General features: G+C 55.8%; 18 protein-coding genes. 4 read left to right on the forward strand and 14 right to left on the reverse strand.

Annotated elements, in window-relative coordinates:
* The first annotated feature begins 472 nt into the window (after window positions 1–472).
* The gene (gene fusA / locus J3U88_RS05030; RefSeq protein ID WP_207857270.1) at window positions 473–2,566 is read left to right on the forward strand and encodes an elongation factor G; all 2,094 of its coding nucleotides are present in this window, start codon (window positions 473–475) and stop codon (window positions 2,564–2,566) included.
* Between the two features lie 169 nt (window positions 2,567–2,735).
* Here fusA and J3U88_RS05035 read toward each other — a convergent pair whose 3' ends face one another.
* A complete protein-coding gene (locus J3U88_RS05035; protein WP_207857271.1) occupies window positions 2,736–3,386 on the reverse strand; it encodes a cob(I)yrinic acid a,c-diamide adenosyltransferase in 651 nt (216 codons plus the stop codon).
* Between the two features lie 463 nt (window positions 3,387–3,849).
* Here J3U88_RS05035 and J3U88_RS05040 point away from each other — a divergent pair, with 463 nt between their 5' ends.
* Complete coding sequence (locus tag J3U88_RS05040; RefSeq protein ID WP_207857272.1) at window positions 3,850–4,644, forward strand: cyclic nucleotide-binding domain-containing protein; 795 nt, start codon at window positions 3,850–3,852, stop codon at window positions 4,642–4,644.
* Window positions 4,645–6,173: 1,529 nt separating this feature from the next.
* Here the strand turns inward: J3U88_RS05040 and J3U88_RS05045 are convergent.
* The 11 genes from J3U88_RS05045 to J3U88_RS05095 all read right to left on the reverse strand — a co-directional run bounded on the left by J3U88_RS05045 (window position 6,174) and on the right by J3U88_RS05095 (window position 17,174).
* Window positions 6,174–7,097: a hypothetical protein gene (locus tag J3U88_RS05045; protein ID WP_207857274.1), complete on the reverse strand. Its 924-nt coding sequence runs from the start codon at window positions 7,095–7,097 to the stop codon at window positions 6,174–6,176.
* 201 nt (window positions 7,098–7,298) lie between these two features.
* Window positions 7,299–8,723, reverse strand: a complete 1,425-nt coding sequence (locus J3U88_RS05050) for an NAD(P)(+) transhydrogenase (Re/Si-specific) subunit beta (RefSeq protein WP_207857275.1) — start codon at window positions 8,721–8,723, stop codon at window positions 7,299–7,301.
* A 31-nt stretch (window positions 8,724–8,754) separates the two neighbouring features.
* Complete coding sequence (locus tag J3U88_RS05055; RefSeq protein ID WP_207857277.1) at window positions 8,755–9,036, reverse strand: NAD(P) transhydrogenase subunit alpha part 2; 282 nt, start codon at window positions 9,034–9,036, stop codon at window positions 8,755–8,757.
* Complete coding sequence (locus J3U88_RS05060; RefSeq protein WP_207857279.1) at window positions 9,036–10,184, reverse strand: Re/Si-specific NAD(P)(+) transhydrogenase subunit alpha; 1,149 nt, start codon at window positions 10,182–10,184, stop codon at window positions 9,036–9,038. The genes J3U88_RS05055 and J3U88_RS05060 overlap by 1 nt, the downstream gene beginning before the upstream one ends.
* A gap of 293 nt (window positions 10,185–10,477) precedes the next feature.
* Complete coding sequence (locus tag J3U88_RS05065; RefSeq protein ID WP_207857281.1) at window positions 10,478–10,882, reverse strand: hypothetical protein; 405 nt, start codon at window positions 10,880–10,882, stop codon at window positions 10,478–10,480.
* Between the two features lie 130 nt (window positions 10,883–11,012).
* A complete protein-coding gene (locus J3U88_RS05070; RefSeq protein ID WP_207857283.1) occupies window positions 11,013–11,879 on the reverse strand; it encodes a hypothetical protein in 867 nt (288 codons plus the stop codon).
* A complete protein-coding gene (locus tag J3U88_RS05075) occupies window positions 11,880–12,527 on the reverse strand; it encodes a hypothetical protein (protein ID WP_207857286.1) in 648 nt (215 codons plus the stop codon). It abuts the gene before it with no gap.
* Window positions 12,524–15,034, reverse strand: a complete 2,511-nt coding sequence (locus tag J3U88_RS05080; RefSeq protein ID WP_207857288.1) for a helicase C-terminal domain-containing protein — start codon at window positions 15,032–15,034, stop codon at window positions 12,524–12,526. Before J3U88_RS05080 ends, J3U88_RS05075 begins: the two co-directional genes overlap by 4 nt.
* A gap of 154 nt (window positions 15,035–15,188) precedes the next feature.
* Window positions 15,189–15,512 carry a HesB/IscA family protein gene (locus tag J3U88_RS05085; RefSeq protein WP_207857290.1) on the reverse strand — a complete coding sequence of 108 codons (324 nt, stop codon included), beginning with the start codon at window positions 15,510–15,512 and terminating at the stop codon, window positions 15,189–15,191.
* Between the two features lie 34 nt (window positions 15,513–15,546).
* Window positions 15,547–16,737 carry a cysteine desulfurase family protein gene (locus J3U88_RS05090; RefSeq protein WP_207857293.1) on the reverse strand — a complete coding sequence of 397 codons (1,191 nt, stop codon included), beginning with the start codon at window positions 16,735–16,737 and terminating at the stop codon, window positions 15,547–15,549.
* Window positions 16,734–17,174 (reverse strand): RrF2 family transcriptional regulator, encoded by a 441-nt coding sequence (locus J3U88_RS05095; protein WP_207857294.1) that lies wholly within the window; start codon window positions 17,172–17,174, stop codon window positions 16,734–16,736. The genes J3U88_RS05090 and J3U88_RS05095 overlap by 4 nt, the downstream gene beginning before the upstream one ends.
* 1,028 nt (window positions 17,175–18,202) lie before the next feature.
* On the opposite strand from J3U88_RS05095, the gene J3U88_RS05100 reads away from it, so the two are divergent.
* Window positions 18,203–18,490 carry a hypothetical protein gene (locus J3U88_RS05100; RefSeq protein WP_207857296.1) on the forward strand — a complete coding sequence of 96 codons (288 nt, stop codon included), beginning with the start codon at window positions 18,203–18,205 and terminating at the stop codon, window positions 18,488–18,490.
* 292 nt (window positions 18,491–18,782) lie between these two features.
* Window positions 18,783–19,532, forward strand: coding sequence for a hypothetical protein (locus J3U88_RS05105; protein ID WP_207857298.1), 750 nt, complete (start codon window positions 18,783–18,785; stop codon window positions 19,530–19,532).
* Window positions 19,533–20,102: 570 nt separating this feature from the next.
* On the opposite strand, the gene J3U88_RS05110 is transcribed toward J3U88_RS05105, so the two are convergent.
* Window positions 20,103–21,071 carry an NAD-dependent epimerase/dehydratase family protein gene (locus J3U88_RS05110; RefSeq protein ID WP_207857299.1) on the reverse strand — a complete coding sequence of 323 codons (969 nt, stop codon included), beginning with the start codon at window positions 21,069–21,071 and terminating at the stop codon, window positions 20,103–20,105.
* 518 nt (window positions 21,072–21,589) lie between these two features.
* Window positions 21,590–22,810: a bifunctional glutamate N-acetyltransferase/amino-acid acetyltransferase ArgJ gene (argJ, locus tag J3U88_RS05115; RefSeq protein WP_207857300.1), complete on the reverse strand. Its 1,221-nt coding sequence runs from the start codon at window positions 22,808–22,810 to the stop codon at window positions 21,590–21,592.
* Between the last annotated feature and the right edge of the window lie 8 nt (window positions 22,811–22,818).

The following is a 22,818-nucleotide window of genomic DNA, read 5'->3' on the forward strand; positions in this document are numbered from 1 at the left end:
ACATATCACTATGACATGTGGTGGTCAATTTCAAATGAGCTTGGATCCAAGCGCAACACAGCCCGCCGGGGCCGGCCGCAACGGATCACGGCTCATTGCTAAGTCACTGGTATAAGCATAGGTTTTCGACGAGAAGCGGGCGTCAACCCCCAACCGGACGGCGCGTCGATGAAGCACCCCCCGAACCATCCCCGTCGAAGTCCGGCTATCATAACACGAAGCGGTTCCAAACAAAGCGGCCAGGCGGTATCACCCGCCGCCTGTTTGCGATGGGACCAATCGGGGTGTTGCAGCCGTTCAGGTTCTATAGTAGACTTCTACGGTTTGTGGAGTCTCCGGGCTGTTTGGCCCCGAGGCCTTTATGACCCAATCGGCTGCCAAAGACTGACGTTTTCCAACCCTTATCCAGCCGATCCCGGAGAAGACCTGCTCCACCTGGTAGAAATCTCTTAAAGTAAAAGGAAAGAGCGCTATGAGCGAAATTGAAGTCACCAGAAATATTGGTATTTCTGCGCACATCGATAGCGGCAAAACCACGCTGACCGAACGGATTCTGTACTACGCAGGCCGCATCCACAAAATTGAAGAGGTGCGAGGTGGAGGGTCCGGGGCCACCATGGACCACATGGAATTGGAAAAAGAGCGCGGCATCACGATTACCTCCGCCGCGACCACCGTCCACTGGCATGACAAGAAGATTAACATCATCGACACACCCGGCCACGTTGACTTCACCGTAGAAGTTGAACGTTCCCTGCGTGTTCTCGACGGCGCGATCTTGGTTCTCTGCTCCGTTGCGGGCGTTCAGTCTCAGTCCATCACCGTTGACCGCCAAATGAAACGCTACCGCGTTCCCCGTTTGGTATTCATCAACAAAATGGACCGTACCGGTGCCGACCCTTTCAAAGGCGTCAAAGAGCTGAAAGAAAAACTCGGCTTGCACCCGGTTCTGATGCAGTTGCCCATCGGCGCGGAAGATCAATTTGACGGCGTCGCCGACCTGGTCACCATGAAGGCTTACTACTTCGACGGCGATCAAGGTGAAACCGTTCGCGAAGAAGAAATTCCCGCCGACATGCTGGCCAAAGCTGAAGAGCAACGCGAAATCATGCTGGAAGAATTGACCCACTTCAACGACGACTTGATGGAGCTGGTGCTTGAGGGTGAAGACATCCCCGAGGACATGATCCACGCGACGATTAAGAAAGGTGTTCAATCCCTCGGCATGGTTCCTGTCTACATGGGTTCCGCCTTTAAAAACAAAGGTGTTCAACGTCTGTTGGACGCGGTTGAGCGCTACCTGCCTTCTCCTCTGGAAGCAGAACCTCAGTCCGCCACCGACCTGGACAACCCCGAGGGCGAACAGGTTCCCCTGGAGCCGGATGCATCCAAGCCTTTGGTTTGTATGGCGTTTAAAATCACCGAAGAACAGTTCGGTCAGGTTACCTACACCCGTATTTACCAAGGTACCTTGCGCAAAGGTGAAACCATCTACAACACGCGTACCGGTAAAAAGCTCCGGGTCGGCCGCCTGGTCCGCATGCACGCCGATGACAAAGAAAACATCGACGAAGCAAGCGCGGGCGACATCATCGCCATGGTCGGCGTTGACTGCGCCTCCGGTGATACCTTCTGTCAAGATCCGTTGAACTACGCTTGTGAATCGATCTTCGTTCCCGAGCCGGTTATTTCGTTGGCGATTAAACCCGTGGACAACGCGGCCGCCACGAAAATGGGTAAAGCGCTGAACCGCTTCATGAAAGAAGACCCCACCTTCCGTGTGCGGGTTGATGAAGAGTCAGCCGAAACCGTAATCGCCGGCATGGGCGAGCTTCACCTCGAGGTTTACATCGAGCGCATCAAGCGTGAGTACAAAGCCGAGGTTGAAGTAGGCGCCCCTCAGGTTAACTACCGCGAAACCATCCGTCGCGAAGCCGAATACGACTACACCCACAAGAAACAGACCGGTGGTTCCGGTCAGTACGGTTGTGTTGTCGGTAAAATCTACCCCCTCGACGCCGAACACGAAGAAAACTTCGAATTCGTCAACAACATCAAGGGCGGTAACATTCCTACCGAATACATCCCCGCTTGTGAAAAAGGTTTCAAAGACGTTATGGATGAGGGCCCTCTGGCCGGCTTCCCCATGGTTCGCGTCGGTGTTCACCTGAACGACGGTAAGTACCACGACGTTGACTCCTCGGAGACCGCGTTCCGTACCGCCTCCCGTCAGGCCATGAAACAAGCGATTGCGAAAGCAAAGGCTGTTTTGCTGGAGCCGATCATGAAGGTTGAAGTGGAATCGCCTCAAGAGTTCCAAGGTAACGTGGTGGGCAGCTTGTCCTCCCGCCGCGGCATCATCGCCGGCATTGACACCCAAGCCGACGGTACCTGCATCCTGAACTCCTCGGTACCCCTCTCCGAAATGTTCGGTTACTCCACCGAGCTGCGTTCTTTAACCCAAGGTAAAGCGTCCTTCTCGATGGAATTCGAAAAGTACGAAGCCGCACCCGACTCCGTGGCCGCCAAGGTGATGGAAGAGCGTGCCGAGCGCAAGAACAAATAATCACCCCTCGCGGTGATCCAAGAAAGGGAGCCCTTGTGGCTCCCTTTTTTTATGCCCGAACACCAAAACAGCGCGGGCTTATTAATAATGTAGGAGCGGCGGTTTTCCAAACAAGAAAACCGCCGCTGAAGTCCGAGGAATCAAAAAAAAGACCGGAAGAACCGCCTTGTTATCGGCCCGCCGAGGCGCTTGCCGCGCGGTTGGGCTCCCAAAGGGTTTCCTCACGATCCAAAATGCGGTTGATCCAACGGCTCCAGACAAAAAAAGCGTCGCTCAAGCGGTTGAGGTATTCCACGCTGTACTCGGGGACGGTTTCCGTTTCAGCCAGGGCGATCACCCGTCGTTCGGCCCGTCGGCACACGGTGCGACAAATATGCAGATCCGTATTCTCGCGACTGCCACCCGGCAGGACAAAAGAGCGCAACGCGGGCAGCATGTCGTTACAGTGATCGATATCTTCTTCCAAGCGTTTAATATCCGCGGCTTGCACGCGCGGCTGCTTGGGATGCAAGTCCTCGGGTAGGGTCGCCAAAACAGAACCCAGGTTAAACAGCTCGTGCTGAATGCGCACCAGCACCTCGATGAACCAGTTTACCTCGGTGCTTTGGTGGGCGTCCCGGGAAACCGTGACAACCAGCGCGCCGACAAAGGCGTTGAGTTCATCAACCGTGCCATAGGCCTCAATGCGGGCGTGGTTCTTGGGGACGCGTTTCCCGCCGACCAACGCGGTCGTACCCTTGTCGCCGGTTTTGGTGTAGACCTTGGTGATCGCCAACTTGGGATCGCTATAGGTTTGTTCGGTTTGTGTCGTTTCGCTCACGCAACTTTCTCCCTCTTGAAATGTAAAGGGTAGTGTACCGCGTTCCGCCGGCGTCCAATATGAGGAATCGATGTTTTGGCGAAGCGAGCCGAGGGCGGATTAAATCAAACCCTGCGCGGCCAAGCGGTTGCCGTTCACGACCGGTCGCAACCCTTAAAAAAAGCGCAAGAAATTGGATAAGTCAACCATTTAAAAGCGCTTGGCATTTGTGGGACATTCTTCTATGATTAAGTGCCAAACGATGTGAATCTCCGGGCCGATCCGCATGGCTCAGCAGGGTTTTTTTGAACCAACCGCACGGCACCGAACCTTATCATGGATGGTACGGCGATCAAGCGCGCGCCGGAAAACCAATCTGAGCCAATCGGATCGGCAGTTGCCGAGAACGAACGTGTTCGATTAATTGCTGTCCTTCACGGCCGGTCGTCTGCAAGCGAAACCAACGATACTCAGGGGTGTGGTTATGAGTGGTGGAAACTTCTTTGCACAGTACACAGTCGAGTACGAGGCCGGGGAAACCATCTACAAAGAACGAGAAGACGGCAACTGCATGTTCGTCATCAAGTCGGGCACGGTCGAGTTGGTCAAAGGCGACGCGACCCATTCCGAGATTTTGGGTGAAATGTCGAAAGGCGACTTTTTCGGCGAACTCAGCATTCTCGAACACAGCCCACGCATGGAAACGGCCCGCGCCACCGAACCCACCTCGGTGGTCATTATTCACCGCGGCACCTTTGTCAAAATGCTCAAAGCCAACATGGAAATCGCCATTCGCATGTTGCAAAAGCTCTCGACCAAACTGCGTCAATCGGAAGAAAAGGTCGACGATTTGTTTAAGCGCGTTTCCAGGATGGAAAACGAAGCGCTGATGACGCAACCCAACATCAAGGTCCCCAAGGAAAAACGCATCGCGGGCAAGTTGGTATCACTCTCGTCCAACCGCGTCTTTATCCTCAATTCCGACCGCAACCTGGTCGGCCGCTACGATCCCGTCACGGGTATCAAACCCGAGGTCGACTTGACGTATGAGGACGACAACCGCTCGGTTTCCCGCCGCCACGCGGTCATTTTCCGCCGCAACAACCAGTTCTTTGTGCAGGAAGAGATCGGCGTCTTAAACGGTACCTACGTCAACGGCACCAAGGCTACCAACGGCGGCGAGCATCCGGTTAACGACCAAGACATGGTCAATTTCGGCATGCTGGCGTTTAAATTCTACCTGGTCGATGAAGATTCACTGCCGGCGCAGGGTAGCTAAGCGCGCCGGCTCGATCCAAACATAAATCCTGGGTATTGATTCACCGTGTTTTTCAGCACGCAAATCGGTGTGGTCGGTTGTTGATGGGTTCACCACCCTATCTGGATTGGCCATGCTTCCTTCAGAATCCGGCTTGGCTGGGTTTTGATCCGTTGGCAACCCCCGGCTTGGCCGGGTTTTGATTCGTTGGCGACCCCTGGCTTGGTTGGGTTTTGATTCGTTGGTGGCCCCCGGCTTGGATGGGTTTTGATCCGGTGCACCCCGACGAGGGTAGGGCTTGATTCGCCCACGACCCGGCGTGGATGGGCCTCAATTCGCCCACGACCCAGCGTGGGTGGGTTTTGATCCGGCGCACCCCGGCTTGGATGGGGCTTGATCCGTTGGCACCCCGGCTTGGATCGGGTTTGATCCGTTGGCGATCCGGCTTGGATGGGTTTTGATCCGTTGGCGACCCGGCGTGGCTGGGTTTTGATCCGTTGGCGACCCGGCGTGGCTGGGTTTTGATCCGTTGGCGACCCGGCGTGGCTGGGTTTTGATCCGTTGGCGACCCGGCGTGGCTGGGTTTGATCCGGCGCGCCCCGAAGCGGGCCGCACAACCCCATCTATGGACCATGCTTTGATTAAATGCGAGGCTTCGCCTCGCCACTCTGGACGCACCCTACAGGGGTGCCATATGTTAGCCCCGGGTACGACCATTGAAAATGGTCGCACCCTGGGTGTTTGGGGTTCACGATCAGGAAGGCCCTGCATGGGCCGACACCCCAGGCGTTGCGATTCGGGAACCCCGCGGGGATCATATACCCCAGGCGTTGCGATTCGGGAACCCCGCGGGGATCATATACCCCAGGCGTTGCGATTCGGGAACCCCGCGGGGATCATATACCCCAGGCGTTGCGATTCGGGAACCCCGCGGGGATCATAAACCCCAGGCGTTGCGATTCGGGAACCCCGCGGGGATCATAAACCCCAAACGGATCGTTTCCCGGAACAAGATAAACCCAACGGATTGGTTGTTTGTTGTGAGGCCGGCGCCTCTGGCGGCCTGCACAACGGGAACCCCCGGGGACCCTGGGTAAACGGTTGTTCTACAACCATTTACCCAGGGCTGAAATCCGTAAGGCCTTCAGCCTAACCAAATGTCGTTCGCCGCCGGCTCACGGTTTTAAATCAATGGTGGTCCACACATAGGGGTGTATGAACCCCATCAGGGTTCACCGGATCATAGCCCGTCCCATCATTGCCTCATTCGGGTGCGTGAACCCCATCAGGGTTCACCGGATCATAGCCCGTCCCATCATTGCCTCATTCGGGTGTATGAACCCCATCAGGGTTCACCGGATCATAGCCCGCCCAATCATTGCCTCATTCGGGTGTATGAACCCCATCAGGGTTCACCGGATCATAGCCCGCCCAATCATTGCCCCATTCGTGGGTGTGAACCCCACCATTCACCGAATCAATGCCCGTCCCGTCATTGCCTCATTCGGGTGTGTGAACCCCGCCAGGGTTCATCGGATCAAACCGGCGGGCTACCCGCCCGTCGTTCCTTCCGGCAATTCATCCGCCAGCAGCATTTCGAATTTGAGCTCGAGCATGTCCCACAACCCTTTGATGTGCTCCATGCGTTCGTCCAATTGTTCGGTCCAGTGGCTCGATTTGAAACTGTCGAGCTTAAACCCACTGATGCGGAACGCCAAACCGTCAAGGCTGAAACTCACGTCTTTCATCAGCAACTTGGCCGAGAGAATTTCGGCGTCGGCATCAAGGAACCGGTCCAGCTCGCGCACCACCGGGCCCGAAAGCGACACTTTCGCCCCGTCGATCGTCTGCAATTTCACGCTGCCTTTTTCCGGCTCAACAATCGTCTCGGAATCACCCATCAGCTGACGCAGAAACCGCGCACCCCAAATCGATTGGCCTGGCTCTTTGAAATCAACGACCTCGTTGGGGGGTTCATCCAAGGCGCGGTCCAGCCAAGGGGTTTTGTATTCAACCTCAACCCCGAGCCGCTGTAAAAGCTCCAAAACGGTGCCGAGATGGCCTTTCGACGTGGAACCCACGTACAGGATCATGTTGTCGATGGTGCATTCAATAATCTTTGATTTCGGCGATGGATGGGCCATCAGCTCGTCCTCCGCCAACTTGCGCAATTGGCGGCGCGTCTGCGGCGAGGGGGGACCCACGTTTTCTTCCTCAACCTTAATCAACTCCATCAAACGTTCGTTGATCAAGGTACTGTCCAACAAAACTTTGTCGATGCGCACGCGAAAGGCCCAGCGGCCCGCGCCGATCACATACGGCTCTTCCGGTTTGAAAGGGACAAAGCCACTGCGTTCGCGGATGGCGGAACCCGGGGTAATCGCGCGGAAGGCGGCATTTTCGAAGGGGATTTCCTCGGGCATGCTGGTAATCGTGAACCGTGTACATGCAACCGCACCCGTCAACAAACCCATCGCTCCTCCCTTGTTGCCTTTCCTTAATCGAACAAACCTCAAAAGGTTCTCACAAAACCGCGTCAAACACAGCAATTAGCCCACCATTCTCAGCAGATTTTCTGCCGGCTCGCTGAAATGGGTCGGCAAACGTGTCCAAACATAAAGAAACGCCCGCGACCGAGTGGTTCGGCGGCGGGCGTTTCACGATGAAAAGGGATGCTAATCGACCATCTCTTTGAGTTCGTGAACCAGTTGGGTCAAGATCTTTTTGGCGTCGCCAAACAGCATCATGTTGTTGTCGTAGTTAAACAGATCGTTGGGAATAGCCGCAAAGCCGGGGCTCAAGCTCCGTTTCACAACAAACACGGTCTTGGAGTCCCACACCTTCAGGACCGGCATGCCGTGGATCGGACTGTCGGGATCCTTGGTCGCGGCCGGGTTAACAACGTCGTTGGCACCCAGGATCAGCGCAATATCGGCGTTTTGGAAATCGTCGTTAATCTGATCCAAGTCGAACAGTTGCTCGTGGGGCACGTTACTTTCCGCCAGCAACACGTTCATGTGGCCCGGCATCCGGCCCGCAACGGGGTGAATGGCATAACGCACATTGGCGCCGTTTTTAATCAGCAGGTCGGCCAATTCCTTGGTGGCGTGTTGCGCCTGGGCAACGGCCAAACCGTACCCCGGTACAATAATCACGTCGCGTGCCGATTCGAAAATCATGGCCGCTTCTTCCGGCCCGCACGACTTCACGCTGTGGTACGCGTCGTCGTTTTTACCGCCGCCGCCACCGCTATCGGCCTGGCCGAAGCCGCCGAACAATACGTTGGCCAAGGAACGGTTCATCGCTTTACACATAATTTGGGTCAGGATCAAACCGGATGCACCTACCAGGGCGCCGCAGATGATCAGCATGTTGTTGCCAAGCACAAAACCGGTAGCCGAGGCCGCCAAACCCGAGTAGGAGTTCAGCAGCGAGATCACAACCGGCATGTCGGCCCCGCCGATGGGCGTAACCAACAGCACGCCCAGCACACAGGAAAGTCCAATCACGGTCATGCTCACCGTAAAGGCAATATTGGGATCCTCATTAAAGCCAACCACAAACACAACCGAGCCCAAAATACCGACCACCAGCAACAGGTTGAGGATGTTGTTGCCGGGGAAAAGAATCGGCTGCCCGGAGATTTTGCCGTTGAGTTTCCCAAAAGCGATCAAACTCCCGGTGAGGGTCACCGAACCAATCAGCACACTGATGAACAGGGTGATGGTGGTATCCATCGGCAGGATCCCACCGAAGGCGAGGTTCCCGGCAAAGACGTTTTCAAATAAAAAGGAACCGGCCACCAGCAGCGAGGCACCGCCGCCGAAACCGTTGAACATGGCGACCATCTCAGGCATGGAGGTCATTTCCACTTTGAGCGCCATGATCGCACCAATCGCCGAACCAAGCACGATCCCCGCGATGATGAAGGTGTAATCGACCTGACCCATATCGAGCAGCGTGGCCACGACGGCCAGCAACATGGCGGTCGAAGACAGGCGATTGCCGTTGCGCGCGGTTTTCACGCGGGTCAGCATCTTCAACCCTAAAATGAACAAAATGGAAGCCACCAGATACATTAACGCGACTGCTGTTTTCACCGGCCTACCCCTTTGATCCTAATGACATGGCTTATTTCTTACCGCCGAACATTTTGAGCATGCGGTCGGTGACCATAAAGCCGCCAACCACGTTGATCATGGCAAAGAGGATCGCCAGGAACCCGAGGATGTTGGCCGTGGTCATGTCGGCGGTACGCGCACAAAAGAGCGCACCGACGATGGTAATGCCGGAAACGGCGTTGGCACCCGACATCAGCGGTGTGTGCAGGGTGGGTGGAATTTTGGTGATAATTTCAAAGCCGACGAAAACCGCCAGGGCGAAGACGTAGAGACCAATGAGAAGCGGTGACATTAGGAAGCCTCCAACAGGGAGCGCGAGTGCTCGTGACGACAGGAACCGTCGTGGGTGAGCAATGCGCCGTCGGTTACGACCTCTTCGAGATCGATGTTGAACTGTTTCTCCACGGTCAGGTGGGTGATGAGGTTAAGCATGTTGCGCGCGTAGAGCTGGCTGGCGTGGATGGCCACCGTGGCCGGGATGTTCAGCTCGCCGATAATGGTGACGCCTTCGCGCTCCACCGTTTGACCGGGCTCACTCAAAGCGCAGTTGCCGCCCTGGGAGACCGCCATGTCGACGATCACCGAACCCAAGGGCATGCCCTTGACCATCTCCTCGGTGATGAGCAGCGGCGCGGGACGACCGGGGATCAGCGCGGTGGTAATGGCCACGTCGGCCGAGGACAGGCGCTTGGCCAACTCTTGGCGCTGGCGTTCCTGCTCGGATTCGCTTTGTTCCTTGGCGTAACCGCCCGCATCTTCCGCGTCGGCAACCGGGATGTCGATGAACTTGGCGCCCAAACTCTCGACCTGTTCCTTAACCGCGGCGCGAATGTCAAAGGCTTCAACATTGGCCCCGAGCCGGCGCGCGGTGGCAATGGCCTGCAAGCCGGCAACACCGGCCCCGAGTATCACCACCTTGGACGGGGTAATGGTGCCGGCGGCGGTCATCAGCAGGGGAAAGTACTTGCCGAGTTGCGCCGCGGCCATAAGCACCGCTTTGTAACCGGCGATACTGGCCTGGGAGCTAAGCGTATCCATTTTTTGGGCGATGGTGATGCGGGGAATGAGGCTCATGGAAAAGCAACTCACCTTGCGCTGCATCAGGATTTTAATCGCGTCCAGTTCATTGGCCGGCACCAGCGAGGCGATCAAAATCCCGCCTTCTTTGATCATCTCGGCCTCGTGTTTCTTGAGCTCGGGGTGCTGAACCGGGCCGTTGATCTTGGCCACGATATCCGCCTGCTGCCAAGCCTGGGCGACATCGCCGGCGACGGTGGCGCCGGCTTTTTCATAGGCCGCATCACTGACCGCCGCTTTCAGGCCGGCCCCTTTCTCAACCGAAACCGTGTAGCCGGCGGCGATAAGTTTTTTTACGGTTTCTGGAACAACGGCGACACGTTGTTCCAAATCAGCGATTTCCTTGGGAAAAAAAATGTGCATGGAGCCGTCTCCGCCGAAAAGATACAGCAGTCGGGAAAACACACATCGCGTGAAACCGCGTACAGCTCGGCCATGTCGCCCCTAGGCAACGGGCGTGGCCGGGACGCGCGTTCTCAGATCGCGAGCGCGCTTCGCGTTTGCTTCAAACAGATTCGTTTGCTTGCAGAAGCTGCGATCAGGGACTACGCCAACGGAACAACCGTGGCAAAGACCCTTCAAGGGCTGGGTATAGGTTAGAAACTAGGCCATCATAACAAACAACAGCCAAGGCATTGCAAATAAAATTGTTCAACTCACTTTTGCTCAAGCTGCTTATTGAGACTCTTGAGCTGGGCTCGTTGTTCGGCGGATACTTCGCGGAACTTCTCGATTTGGCCTTCCTGAAACTTTGTCAGCGACTTTTGAAAGTCCAGCAGTTTCTCCAAACGCGCAATTTCCCGCTCTTTTTCCTCGAGATCACCGAGTAACTGATCAATGCGGTCCTTGCGCGAGTCCAGCTCGTCATCCAAGGCGGTAACCGTTTTATCACGGGTTTCCAACTGCTTGCGCAGCAGCCCGATGGTGGTGTTCTTCAACGCAACCTGCGCTTGGCAGGGGTTCTTCTTTTTGGGTTCCGTCGGCGTTTGGCCGAAAAGGGCCGCACCGGCCGTCAACACAACCAGAAACATGATGCGGACTGTTGGTACCATTTCATTCATCTTCCACCTCAATGCACCACCACACGCGCAGGAGTCATGGAATGTGCGATTCTACCCCAGGTTGTTGAAATCACGAAATGAACCATCCCAACCCACGGGAACGGGACCGGCCGCCCCAAATGACAAAAACCTAAATCCACACGAGCCGGTACAGCGAAGCCAACCGCTGAATGTCGATAATCTGGGCCCGTTGAATCGGGGCAGGAGGATCTTCAATCTCATAATAATTCAGGGACTTGGCGCAAACCCACAGATGGATCCGACGCGCCCGTAAAATTTTCAAAAAGCGCCCCTGCTGGAAACTCGGATCACAGAGCCGCGCGGCACGGTGAATCAAAAACATACCCGCGAATCGCGACGGCTCCAGGCTCTCCAAGAACTCGGCCAACAGGTCGTAACCCAGCTTGCTGTCACGCTGACCCAACTGCTCCTGTTGCAGGATCAACCAGCACATCATGGAGGCCTCGACCTCAAGCCCGCCCGGCTGAGCAACACTGGGTTGCGGTGCTCCTGCGCCGGCTTGCGGCGCTCCTGCGCCGGCTTGCGGCGCTCCAGCGCTCGGCTGCTCGGCCGGCGCCTGCTCCCGCGGCGCTTGCGGCGCTCGGGCCTGTTCAGACCGCGCCGAATGCGCGCGCTCGGCGGCTTCCTCGCGGCGCTCGGACCGACGCCGACGACGCGCGCTTTTCACCTCCTCCGCATCCAGGTTCCGCGCCGGAAACGCCGTGATCTCCTTGCGTACCACGCTGCCGTCGTCCGGCTCCGCTTGCGCCCGCGGTTTCCTCGCACCACCCCCGATTTGCACGGTTAAGGTAAAAAAAGGTCCTTGACGCTCCAGGCGACAACGGTGACCCATCTTGGTTAAGGCGTTGTAAAGGTTAAGCTTCACCACCTCGCTCTCCGTTTTTAAAACGAGCTGGTCGGCCTCGCATTCCGCAATCGCCCGGCGCGCCAATACCACCGCCTGGGTCACCGTTTGTCCGCGCAGATCCACTTCCATCTATTTCATCTTCTCCAAATCGTAGGGCGGGTAGTACACCTTAAACCGCTCTTGAAAACTCTCACCCAACCGCCACTGAGCTTGCGGCGCCCTTCGATACAGATAGTACAGAAAGTCGCGTAACGTCGCCAATTCAAAACCTTTCTGGTACACCTCCGCCAGCGGTAACCGCGACGCCAAGTTGAGCTCCAAGTTCGTAAAGGTGAAACTCGTGATCGGGGTAACCAAGGTACAGGTCACCACCCGCGGCGGGTTGAAACGCAACTCCACCGCGTGTAAATGCTGCCACGGCACAAACAATTCCTGACCATTCGGTGTCACCAAACTCATACCACCCTCGGTCAAATCAACACGGCGCCGCCCATGCCAACGGATCATAAACAGAATCACCAAACCCACCGGGCTCAACACCGCGGTGCCCAACAGAAACGGCATCAAGGTGATGCGGAAACTCTCCGCCCCGTCCTGCAGGAACGCCAAGGTAAACAGAAAAGCAGCGATAAAAAACACCACCAGAATCAACAACACGTAGGGCAACATCGATAAGGTCGCAAAATAGCGACCCTGCAAATAGACCGAATAGGTCTGTTCCGGTTCCTCCAACGCCGCGGAACTAAAACGCACCCGCCCGCTCGGCAACGCCTTCACGCTTCCGCTCCCAATTGGTTCAATGCATCGTGCAACTGTGCCTGCGTCGATTCCCACATGGGAAACTCATCGACCAATCGCAAAAAGCGTTTACCATATCCCTTTTCCAACACCCGCGGATCCGCAATCACCAACACGCCGCGGTCCTGCTTGGTGCGAATCAAACGCCCCGCGCCCTGCTTGAACTTCAACAAGGCCAACGGCAACGAGTACTCTTTAAAGGAACTCTTGCCCTCACTCTCCAGTTTCTGGCAACGCGCCTCAAACAAAGGATCGCGCATCTGGCGAAAAGGTAACTTGGCGATAATCACCTTGGTCAACGCCGCCCCCGGCAAATCAATCCCTTCCCAAAAGGAATCGGTACCCAACAACACCCCGTGCGTTTCCTTCAAACGTTTCACCAGGTGCGACCGTTGCGCGGTGCCCTGAATGAGCAGTGGAACCCCGGCTTGATCCAAGGGATATTGTAAAATCCGACCCACTTCCCGCATCTGCTGATAACTCGTAAACAAGATCAACGTACCGCCTGGCAACTTCGATAAACTGGTGCGAAGAACGAGGTTAGCGAGTTCTTCGGCGAAGGCGCGGTGGGTCGGGGAGCTTTGCATGCGAATACAGTACAGGCCCGCCTGGGTCCGGTAATCAAAGGGCGACTTCAGTCGCAATGCAGCCGCCTTTTTTTCGCTGAACCCCGTCAAACCAACCCGGTCGTTAAAGAACCGGAACTCATCCTCCAAGTCCAAGGTCGCCGAGGTCATTACCACCGATTTAAAGGGTTTAAACAACGCATTTCGCAATACGTTGGAAACGTCCAGCGGTGAAACACGGTATTCGAACTCCTCGAGTTCCCGCTGAATCTTCAGCTCCAACCAAGGCACCTCGTTCTCATCTTGGCGCACGGCGAAATTTTTCAGTGCGAACATCGTGGCTTCGATGCGCCGCATGCGCGCCCGCATCTCAACCTCGACCCCTTGGTGCTTCTCGCGAAAACTGTCGGGCAAATTCTCCCAATAGGTGCCCACCCGCTTGATGATCAACGTCAATCGGTGGATCATTTCCATCAGCGCCGCGGCTTCCTGCTTGGCCGCATCCAGCGCACCTTCCTGCAACATTTGGTCACGTACCCACACCACCAAGTTGCGCTGACCCTCGGGATTCAGGTGCTCGTGCAATGCACGAGACAAGGCGTACATCTGCTGCACCACCTCGTCCCGTTGCATGATGAACCCGGGAATCAGGGTATCGCTCATCTCTCGTGCAAAGGTCGGTTGCGATTCCGTGGTGAGGTTCAACATGCGCACCAAAAGCCCTTTGTTGCCCCGCGAGGAGCTGTGGAACTTACCCAGCAACAACCGCAACCCCAGCGAGTTAATCTTCTTGCCGAAGTGGTCGGTGGCAATGTCTTCCATGCTGTGGGCCTCGTCCAAAATAACGTGGCTGTAGGGCGGCATCACCGCCGCGGTTTTGTAATTCTCGGCCGTCAAACGCACGGATAAATCGCTGAACAACAACGCCTGGTTCACCACCAAAATCTTGGCCTGGGCCGCCTTGCGCCGCGATTCATAAAAAGGTGCCCGTTGGTAAAAGGGACACTTCACGCCGAGGCACATGTCGCCGTCGGAACGCACCAGGTCCCAGGCTTCGTTGCTGGGTAAAAAAGGGAGGTCGGCACGATCACCATTCCCGGTTTCCTCCACCCACTTGCCCAGGTCCTCAATCTCGCGGGCGACATCGTTGTCTTTTTCGTCAAATTTCAATCCCGTCTGGGTGCGCGCATCTTGAAGCTTGCGCAGACAGACATAATTGCCGCGACCTTTGATCAGGGCCGCGCGCGGCGCGTCGGGTACCGCCTTGCGCGCCAAGGGGATGTCTTTGTTGACCAACTGTTCTTGGAGCGCAATGGTTTTGGTGGCGATCACCACGCGGTCGCGGTTGTTTTTGGTCCACAACAGGGCCGGCACCAAATACGCCAAACTTTTGCCCGTACCCGTACCCGCCTCGACAGACAGAATCTCTTCTTTGTTTAATGCGCCGGCCACCGCCTGCGCCATGTCGACCTGGGCCGTGCGCGGCTCGTAGCCCTCCATGACCTTGGCGAGGTGCCCCTTGGGACCCAGAACCCCCAGCACTTCTTGTTCGGCCACGTCGATTTTTTTGTCGTCTTTCACCGGCTCGGCAACCACGATGCAATGACTGACCGCGTTGTTGACGATCATCGAACCCACGCCTTCCTCGCCAAACATTTGCGCCACGGCCATGTCGGCTTGGGAAGGTTGCAGCACGCCGCTCGGGTGGTTGTGGACCGTCATGTCGCCAGGCTGGGTGCGGCTCACCAGTGCCGGGACCTCGGTGTGGGTACCGCGACAGACCACGTTGAGTTGGTTGTATTTGCTATCGCCGTCGGGCCGCGAAAGGATGGCAAAAAGCTCGGCACCTTGATTTTCTTCGATTTCGCGGCGAAGCGCCTGCACGACCTCGTCCGTCAGATAACGGGATGTTTCAACCATACGCTGCTCGATAGGGGATCGCGCGTGTGACGCGCATGGCGCAGTATACCCCATGCCGGCCGGGTTCTTCCGACCACGGGTGCGCCAAAAAAAGAAAAACCCAAGCGGAGACGCCGCCTGGGTTTTTCAGATCAACTTTTCGTGGGTCGCGGGGTTATACGGCGAAGGAGGTGCCGCAACCACAGGATTTGGTGGCGTTGGGGTTGCGGAACTTAAAGCCGCGGTTGAGCAGATCGGACGAGAAGTCGATCTCCAGGTTATCCAGGAACTCCAGCGATTTGGGGTCGACAAAAACCGGGGTGCGCTGGGTGTTGAACAGTTGGTCGCCCTCGCGTTCCTCGATGGCGAAGTCCATCACGTAGGTGAAGCCGGAACAACCGCCGCCTTTAACACCCAAGCGGATGCCTTTGTTGCCTTTTCCTTCGTTTTGCAAGATGCGGTCAAGTTCGTTTTGGGCTGCATCGGTTAGTGTGATCATGGTCCACTCCTTAAAATGCTTTGGTAATTGGTGTTTACGTATTTTTTCCGACCGTGTTCTCGCGACGCAGGTCGCCAACGGTTTCCGCCACACGCGTGGCAACATAATCGATTTCGGCCTCGGTGGTAAAACGGCCCAAACCGAAGCGCACGGCCGCCTGCAAGCGCTCCCTGTCCAGACCAAGCGCGGCCATCACGTGGCTGGGCGCTTGGGAGGCGGAGGTACAGGCGGAACGCGAGGAAAGCGCGACATCTTTCAGCGCGGTTAACAATTTTTCGGGTTCAACGTCGGCAATGCGCACATGCAAGTTACCGGGCAAGCGCCGTTCGGGACAGCCACTGATTTCGATATCGGCCACGGTTTTTTGCAGTTGGTGCCACAAACGATCACGTAAGGCGGCGAGGCGTGTGCTTTCGGCGTCCATCTCGGCCGCGGCCAATTCCAGCGCCTTGGCCATACCAACGATGCCTGGCACGTTTAAGGTGCCGGACCGCAAACCTTCCTCGTGGCCGCCGCCGAAAAGCAGCGGTTGCAAACGAACGCGCGGGTTGCGGCGACGCACATACAGGGCACCGACCCCCTTGGGTCCGTAAAACTTATGCGCCGAAACCGACAACAAGTCGATGCCCATCGCTTCGACATCCAGCGGGATCTTGCCGGCCGCCTGGGCCGCATCGGTATGAAACAGAACACCGCGTCGTTTGGCCAGGGCGCCGATGGCGTTGAGATCTTGCAAGACGCCAATTTCATTGTTGGCCGCCATGACGGAAATAAGGACCGTGCCTTCATCAATGGCCGCTTCCAAAGCTTCCAAATCAATCAAACCCTGTCGGTTTACCGGGAGCAGGGTGACGCGGCCACCCTGCTGCGCCCAAAAAGCGCAGGGATCCAGCACCGCTTTGTGTTCGGTGACCACGGAAATCAAGTGGTCGCCCTTGTGGGCGTTGGCGTGCATCGCACCCAGAATCGCGAGGTTGTTGCTTTCGGTGGCGCCGCTGGTAAAGATGATCTCGGCGGGACGACGCGCCGAAAGGGTTTCGGCAATGGTTTGGCGCGCTTGTTTCACCGCGGCCTCGGCCATCCAACCAAAGCGGTGTTCACTGCTGGCCGCGTTGCCAAATTCCTCGCAAAAATAACGGTGCATGGCGTCGAACACGCGTTTGTCGACCGGGGTGGTCGCGTGGTAATCCAAATAAACCGGGGTCTTTACCGCCTGCGTCGTCATACCGCCAAGCTCCATCCGGCAAAAACCGGTCTCGATTCGCTAATCGCGGCCAAGGTAATCCCTTCCAGGGCTTGTTGCAACGCGCGGTCGACCGCTTCCATGTAGGGACGAAGGCGGCAGGAGGCCATGGCGCGGCATTGGCAATCCTCGGGATTCATGCACTCGGTAACGGTCAGCGGTCCTTCGATAAGGCGGTGGACCGCCAACAGGTTCATGGAGCCCGCATCCACCTTTAGCGCATAACCGCCGCGCGGTCCGCGCGTCGAAGAAACCACATCCTGGCGTTGCAACACTTTCAGGAGTTTGGCGACCTGCTGGTGGGGCAACCCACAGGTTTCGGCAATTTGCTGGGCGCTCAAGGGTGTATCGCTGTCGGCCTCAAACAAGGTCAACAGAATCAAAACACCGTAATCAACGGATTTGGGCAAGCGCAGCATGAAACCCCCTACTAAATAGGACCTAGCGAGTCCTGTTTAGGAACTATAAGGCGATGCGCCCAGCCGCGCAACAAGGAAATGGAGCGTGGGTCACCCCAAATGTGCGGAAGGTGGGTTAGGAAACACCCGCCAGGGCATAGGGCGTTTGTTCGATATGGTTTGAAGATGGATTGATGGCGGCGGGCAATCAAACCAGTGACAACAATGGAGGGACCAACAATGGGGGGACAGGCATCTGTAAACCCTTGACTTGGTTTGGCTTCTTTATTTCTTAGGAATGCAGGATAGATACAGGATAGGCGGGCCACTATTTGGAACGACCGCGCAAAGAGGCGCCGCGGATGAAAGGGTCCACCTCGATCATTATTCTTTGACCGTGGCTCACTCGTTTTTTTGGTCCATTGAAATCGCCCCTAGGCAACAATGGGGGGACAGACGTCTTTAACACTCTATGGGGAGACAGGCATCTTTAACACTCTTCGTCTAGCTCTTTTTGTCACCCATTGGGTGGGATAGGTTTTTTGTGGTAATTGCCTATAACCCATAACAAAAAGAGCCTTTTGCTATTTCTGGCGCGCCCTTGCAGTTCGGTGAATCGCTAAGCTCAGGTCCTATGATATCTTCGTGTATTCCCTTTACTCCCAAGGTCCCAAATCAAGATTCCCTTAAGTTCCTTCTCGTGATTTTCGAATTGCATGCATTTTTTCAAAATGATACCGTTCACCCGATAACACAACTCCTTCTAATTCAAAAATCCACCCAACAGTCAAATTCCCTTTGCCTCGAATCAGGCAAGCATATATCCCGTCAAGGAAATATATTAAATCGAAACACCCGCAAAACACCCAGCCACGCCTCTAATTAAATCCTTAATTATCAACTACTTAAAACATCAAAGAGGATCAATATGAAAATAACAATGAGATTTTTTGTAATGTTATATTTAACCCTACTCATCCCAAACACCATTCTTGGCCAACAGTTTGGCGTGTATTTCAACCAACATGGGGGAGAAGCTGAATTCAGATGTGAATGCCATTGCATTGTTATTTATTACCGCTGCGAATCCTTATTTTGTGTTCCCGAAAGTTACAAAGGTAACACTTGTCACACATGGTATTGGAACGATTGTACAGGAGGGTTTGGCAACCCTTGTGACAACATCGAAGCCAACTGCGAAAGCTTTTGTAGTCAAATGTGATGAAGACTGCACCAACCATTGCCCTCCTGCTGCTTCTCTGCTGTTCGTGCCAAACGGAACCGGCATCGACACGCAAGGGATCTCAATTATTTTCCGACGTAACATCCTTTATTGACATTTTAGAATTCGAGGACGTATTCCCGCTTGAACAAAACGACCACGCGATGTTCGAGGCACCCAATACCGTCGTCATGACCCATTCCGGCTTTTTGATGACCAATGATAGGGGGACGAAGATCCTTCGCTACCACCGAGACGGGGGCTTTGATCGCACGGTGGCGCCAAATGGGAGTGGTCCAGGCGAAGTTCAACGCATCGCCTTTGGTACACGCATTTTCGACAACCGGGTCGCCTTTTGGGATCTGTATAAGGGCGCCATTTTGGTCTTTGAACCGGACGGGACATTTGTGTTTGATCTAAATATCAACGCCAAATTAAACCCCCATCAAATGAACGCAACCGGCGCTTCATTTGCCTGGCCGGAGCCAGACACATTGATTCTCGGCAATGTCACATCTCAAAAACAACCCGACATTCAAGCAGTCGCCTTGAAGGTCGATTGGGACACACCCAAGCGTGTTCGCGGTGTGGCTCTTGATCGGGTGCTTTCTCTGAAAGACACGAATCATGAAGCGATTTTTGGATCAAAAATCAATACCACCCTCACTCAAGTAGGCGATCACTTTTGGCTGGGCAGCGCCCATTTTTCGAGTTTTGCCAGGCTAAACCCTTATGAAAAAGGAAAACCGACGCCCTATCAAGCAATCAAGTTCCCCCAGGCCTTAACCCCCAAAGATTATGAAGCGATCGAACCGACGGATCACAAAGCACGGTTCACTCTGATCAATTCGAAAGGCACCATTTTCAACATCATGGCCTTTGACCATTTGGTTTTTGTTCAGGTCGGCGTTATGGGTTTTGTCCCTTTCGATACCAGCGGTCGCCAACTTGAAAACCAACGCATCATTTGCCGCATCAGCCGACTGGTCGATACCTACCAAGGCTTGGTCATGTTTGTGACGCCACGCAAAAACATCGGCAACTTGGAGCGGCTTTTCAAGGTGAACTTGTTCGAGGATTCCCCCCACGATCTCGGTGACGACGATCAGCCCTATGTCGTGCTCATGCGCCTTAGAAAAAAATTTCAGGCGCCATAGCGAACAACAAGGCTGAGCAAAAAGAAACGCGCCACCTTGTTGGATAAGGGGAACGGGACCCCTTTCCCCACTATTTTATGGCAGGGTTTTTACCTAAGAGGCGCGATAAGTGTGAGGGATTTTGGCTAAAACATTGGGGGGACAGTCACCTGTAAACCCTTGACTTGGTTTGGCTTCTTTATTTCTTAGGAATGCAGGATAGATACAGGATAGGCGGGCCACTATTTGGAACGACCGTGCAAAGAGGCGCCGCGGATGAATGGGTCCACCTCGATCACTATTCTTCGAACGTAGCTCACTCATTTTCTGATCCATCGAAATCGCCCTAAGCAACAATGGGGGGACAGGCATCTTTAACACTTTGGATTTATGCGTTTCGCGTGGATGAAGCCATGTATCAGCTAAAGAAGATGAACGAAGTTACGGCCTTATCCACATGCGCAATCCATCTCAAAAGGGAAAAACTCCTCCCCGCCCATCTTCAATTCATCCAGAGATCCTGAGAAATAACGGATACCAAGCCAAGCAGCCCAAAAACCGCGGGATTCTCATCCCCAACCATCCTAGCCGTCAGAAGCCATGGAACTGTGGATTGGCGAGCAGCCAGGATACGAAACGACGAATCCCCACCCCGAGTTCGGTTTGCGGTTCGAAGCCGAGTTTGGCACGAGCGTTTTCGATGTCGGCGTAGGTTTCCTTCATGTCGCCGGCCTGCATCGGCATCAGTTCTTTTTCCGCCTTGCGGCCCATCGCTTCTTCAATGCAACCAACCAAATGCATCAGCTTCTCGCGTTGGTGGTTGCCGAGGTTAAAGATTTCGTAGGGATCGAGACCGCCGCGGAACAGGGCGGCGTGGATACCGGCGACAATGTCGTCGATGTAGGTGAAATCACGGGCCATGTCGCCGTGATTGTAGATCTGGATCGGTTTGTTTTGCAGGATGGCTTGGGAGAAAAGCCACACGGCCATGTCGGGTCGGCCCCAAGGTCCGTAAACGGTGAAGAAGCGCAGGCCGATGGTTTGCAAGCCGTAGAGATGGGTGTAACTGTGGGCCATCAGTTCGTTGGCTTTTTTGGTGGCGGCGTAAAGCGAAACCGGATGGTCTACCGATTGTTTTTCGCTGTAGGGCAGGTCCGGGTTGCCGCCGTAAACGCTGCTGGACGAAGCATACACCAAACGATCAACCTGCATGGCACGACAACATTCGAGGATGTTGAGAAACCCAACCAGGTTGGATTGTCCGTATACCGCTGGGTTTTCAATGGAATAGCGGACACCGACCTGGGCGGCGAGGTGCAAAACCAGGTCGGGGCGAAAACGTTGGAACGCGGCCTTAAGCGCCTTGGTATCGACAATGTCGAAGTTCTCGATCTGCCCGTTTTCGTAGCGTTGCAGCCGTTGCAGCCGCGCGTGTTTGAGCTGGGGCGAATAGTAGTCGTTGAGGTTGTCGATGCCGAACACCTCGTGCCCCTCTTGGAGCAGTTTCTCGGTGATGTGCGAGCCAATGAAACCGGCAACACCGGTCACTAAAATATTCATGAAGGTTTACCCCGACAGTGAGATAAGTCCGTCAGGCGAATGGCATGGATGGAAACGAACCACCGGAATCGGCTCGAGGGGAGGAGGAGCAGACGCCGAATCCGATTTTCCAGCGAACAGGCGAAAAGAAGGGGACCTGGAAAAGCAGACAAACCGCGCGGCCTGACGGGGCGTGGTCAGTGATTCGCGAAAAAATAGGACCTGGCAAGAATAGCTCAACTGATCGTGCATCGCCACCTTAACGAGGCGTCAAAGTCCGGCGGAGCGGGAAACGAATTTTCCCCCCGCCTACCCGTGGGTCTTGGCCTTCAGTTCTTGTCAAGCCCGCATTTCTCACAAGGACTTCTGCTACGGGGCAACCCATGCGATTACGAGGGTTTGCCTTCCGACTTACTCGGTCGAGCCGCCCTCTCGTCATCGCAGCTTTTTCAATTCGGTAGCAAAACGCTTGGTGATAAATGCGGGTTTGGGATGAAACAGCGTCCACGGGAAACCCAAAAAGCCCCTTGTTTTGCAAACTAGCTGCGGTAGGAACCGTTGATGGCGACGTATTCCGCGCTGAGGTCGGTGGTCCAGATGCGGGCGGCGCCGCTGCCACCGTTGAGGGCCAGACGGACCGAGACGCCTTTTTCGGAGAGGTCCCGTTGGGCGACGGCTTCGCTGAAGGGGAGGGCACGCCCGTTTTCCAACATTTGTTGCCCGCCGAACCACAGGTCGACGCGGTCGGGATCGAAGGGTTCGCCCGCGGCGCCGAGCGCGGCCAAGACCCGACCCCAGTTGGCGTCCTCCCCGTGGATCGCGGTTTTGAACAACATCGAGGTGGCCACCGCCTTGCCGATCCGTTGCGCCGCGGCGTCGTCGACGGTGCCTTCCACGTCGAGGGTGACCATCTTGGTGGCACCCTCACCGTCGGCCACGATTTGGGTGGCCAGGCTGGTGAGCACTTCGGTTAGTTGGGCTTCAAATTTGGCGAGGTCGGGGGTGACACCCGTTGCGCCGTTGGCCAAAACCGCCACGGTGTCGTTGGTGCTCATGTCGCCGTCGACACTGATGCAGTTAAAGGTTTTTTGGTTGACCCGTTGCAAACAGGCCTGCAGTTCGGGTTGCGGGACGGCCGCATCGGTCATCACCACGGCGAGCATGGTGGCCATGTTGGGATGGATCATGCCGCTGCCTTTGGCATAGCCGGTCAGGTGGTAGCCCTCGCCTTTGACAGCGTGAAACTTAATGCAGGTATCGGTGGTGCGCATGGCCTCGGCGGCGTCACCGCCCCCCGCGGGCGACAACCGTTTGGCGGCCTGGGTAATGCCGGCGAGCACTTTTTGACGGGGAAGCTGGACCCCGATCACCCCGGTTGACATGACCACGATCTGCTCGGCCTCGCAAACCACGTGGGCCGCGGTTTGGCGAGCCATCTCGCGGGCCACGGCCTCACCAAAAGCGCCGGTCACGGCGTTGGCGTTGCCGCTGTTGAGCACCACGGCACGGGTGCGCGACGGCGCGGCGGCATGGTGTTGTTTGGAAACGCGGATCGGTGCCGCCTGCACTTGGTTGGTGGTGTACACCGCGGCCAAGGCACAATCACGCTTGGAGACAAAGAGGGCTACGTCGCGGTCACCCGTTTTTTTGATGCCGGCCGCCACACCGCTCGCTTGGAATCCCGCGGGCAGGTAAGGAATGGCGGCACCCTCTTGGAAGATATCAGAATCAAATGCTGCAATGGCTTGCGCAATGGTCATGGGAAAAC

Source organism: Acanthopleuribacter pedis (assembly GCF_017377855.1).
Classification (GTDB): Bacteria; Acidobacteriota; Holophagae; order Acanthopleuribacterales; family Acanthopleuribacteraceae; genus Acanthopleuribacter; species Acanthopleuribacter pedis.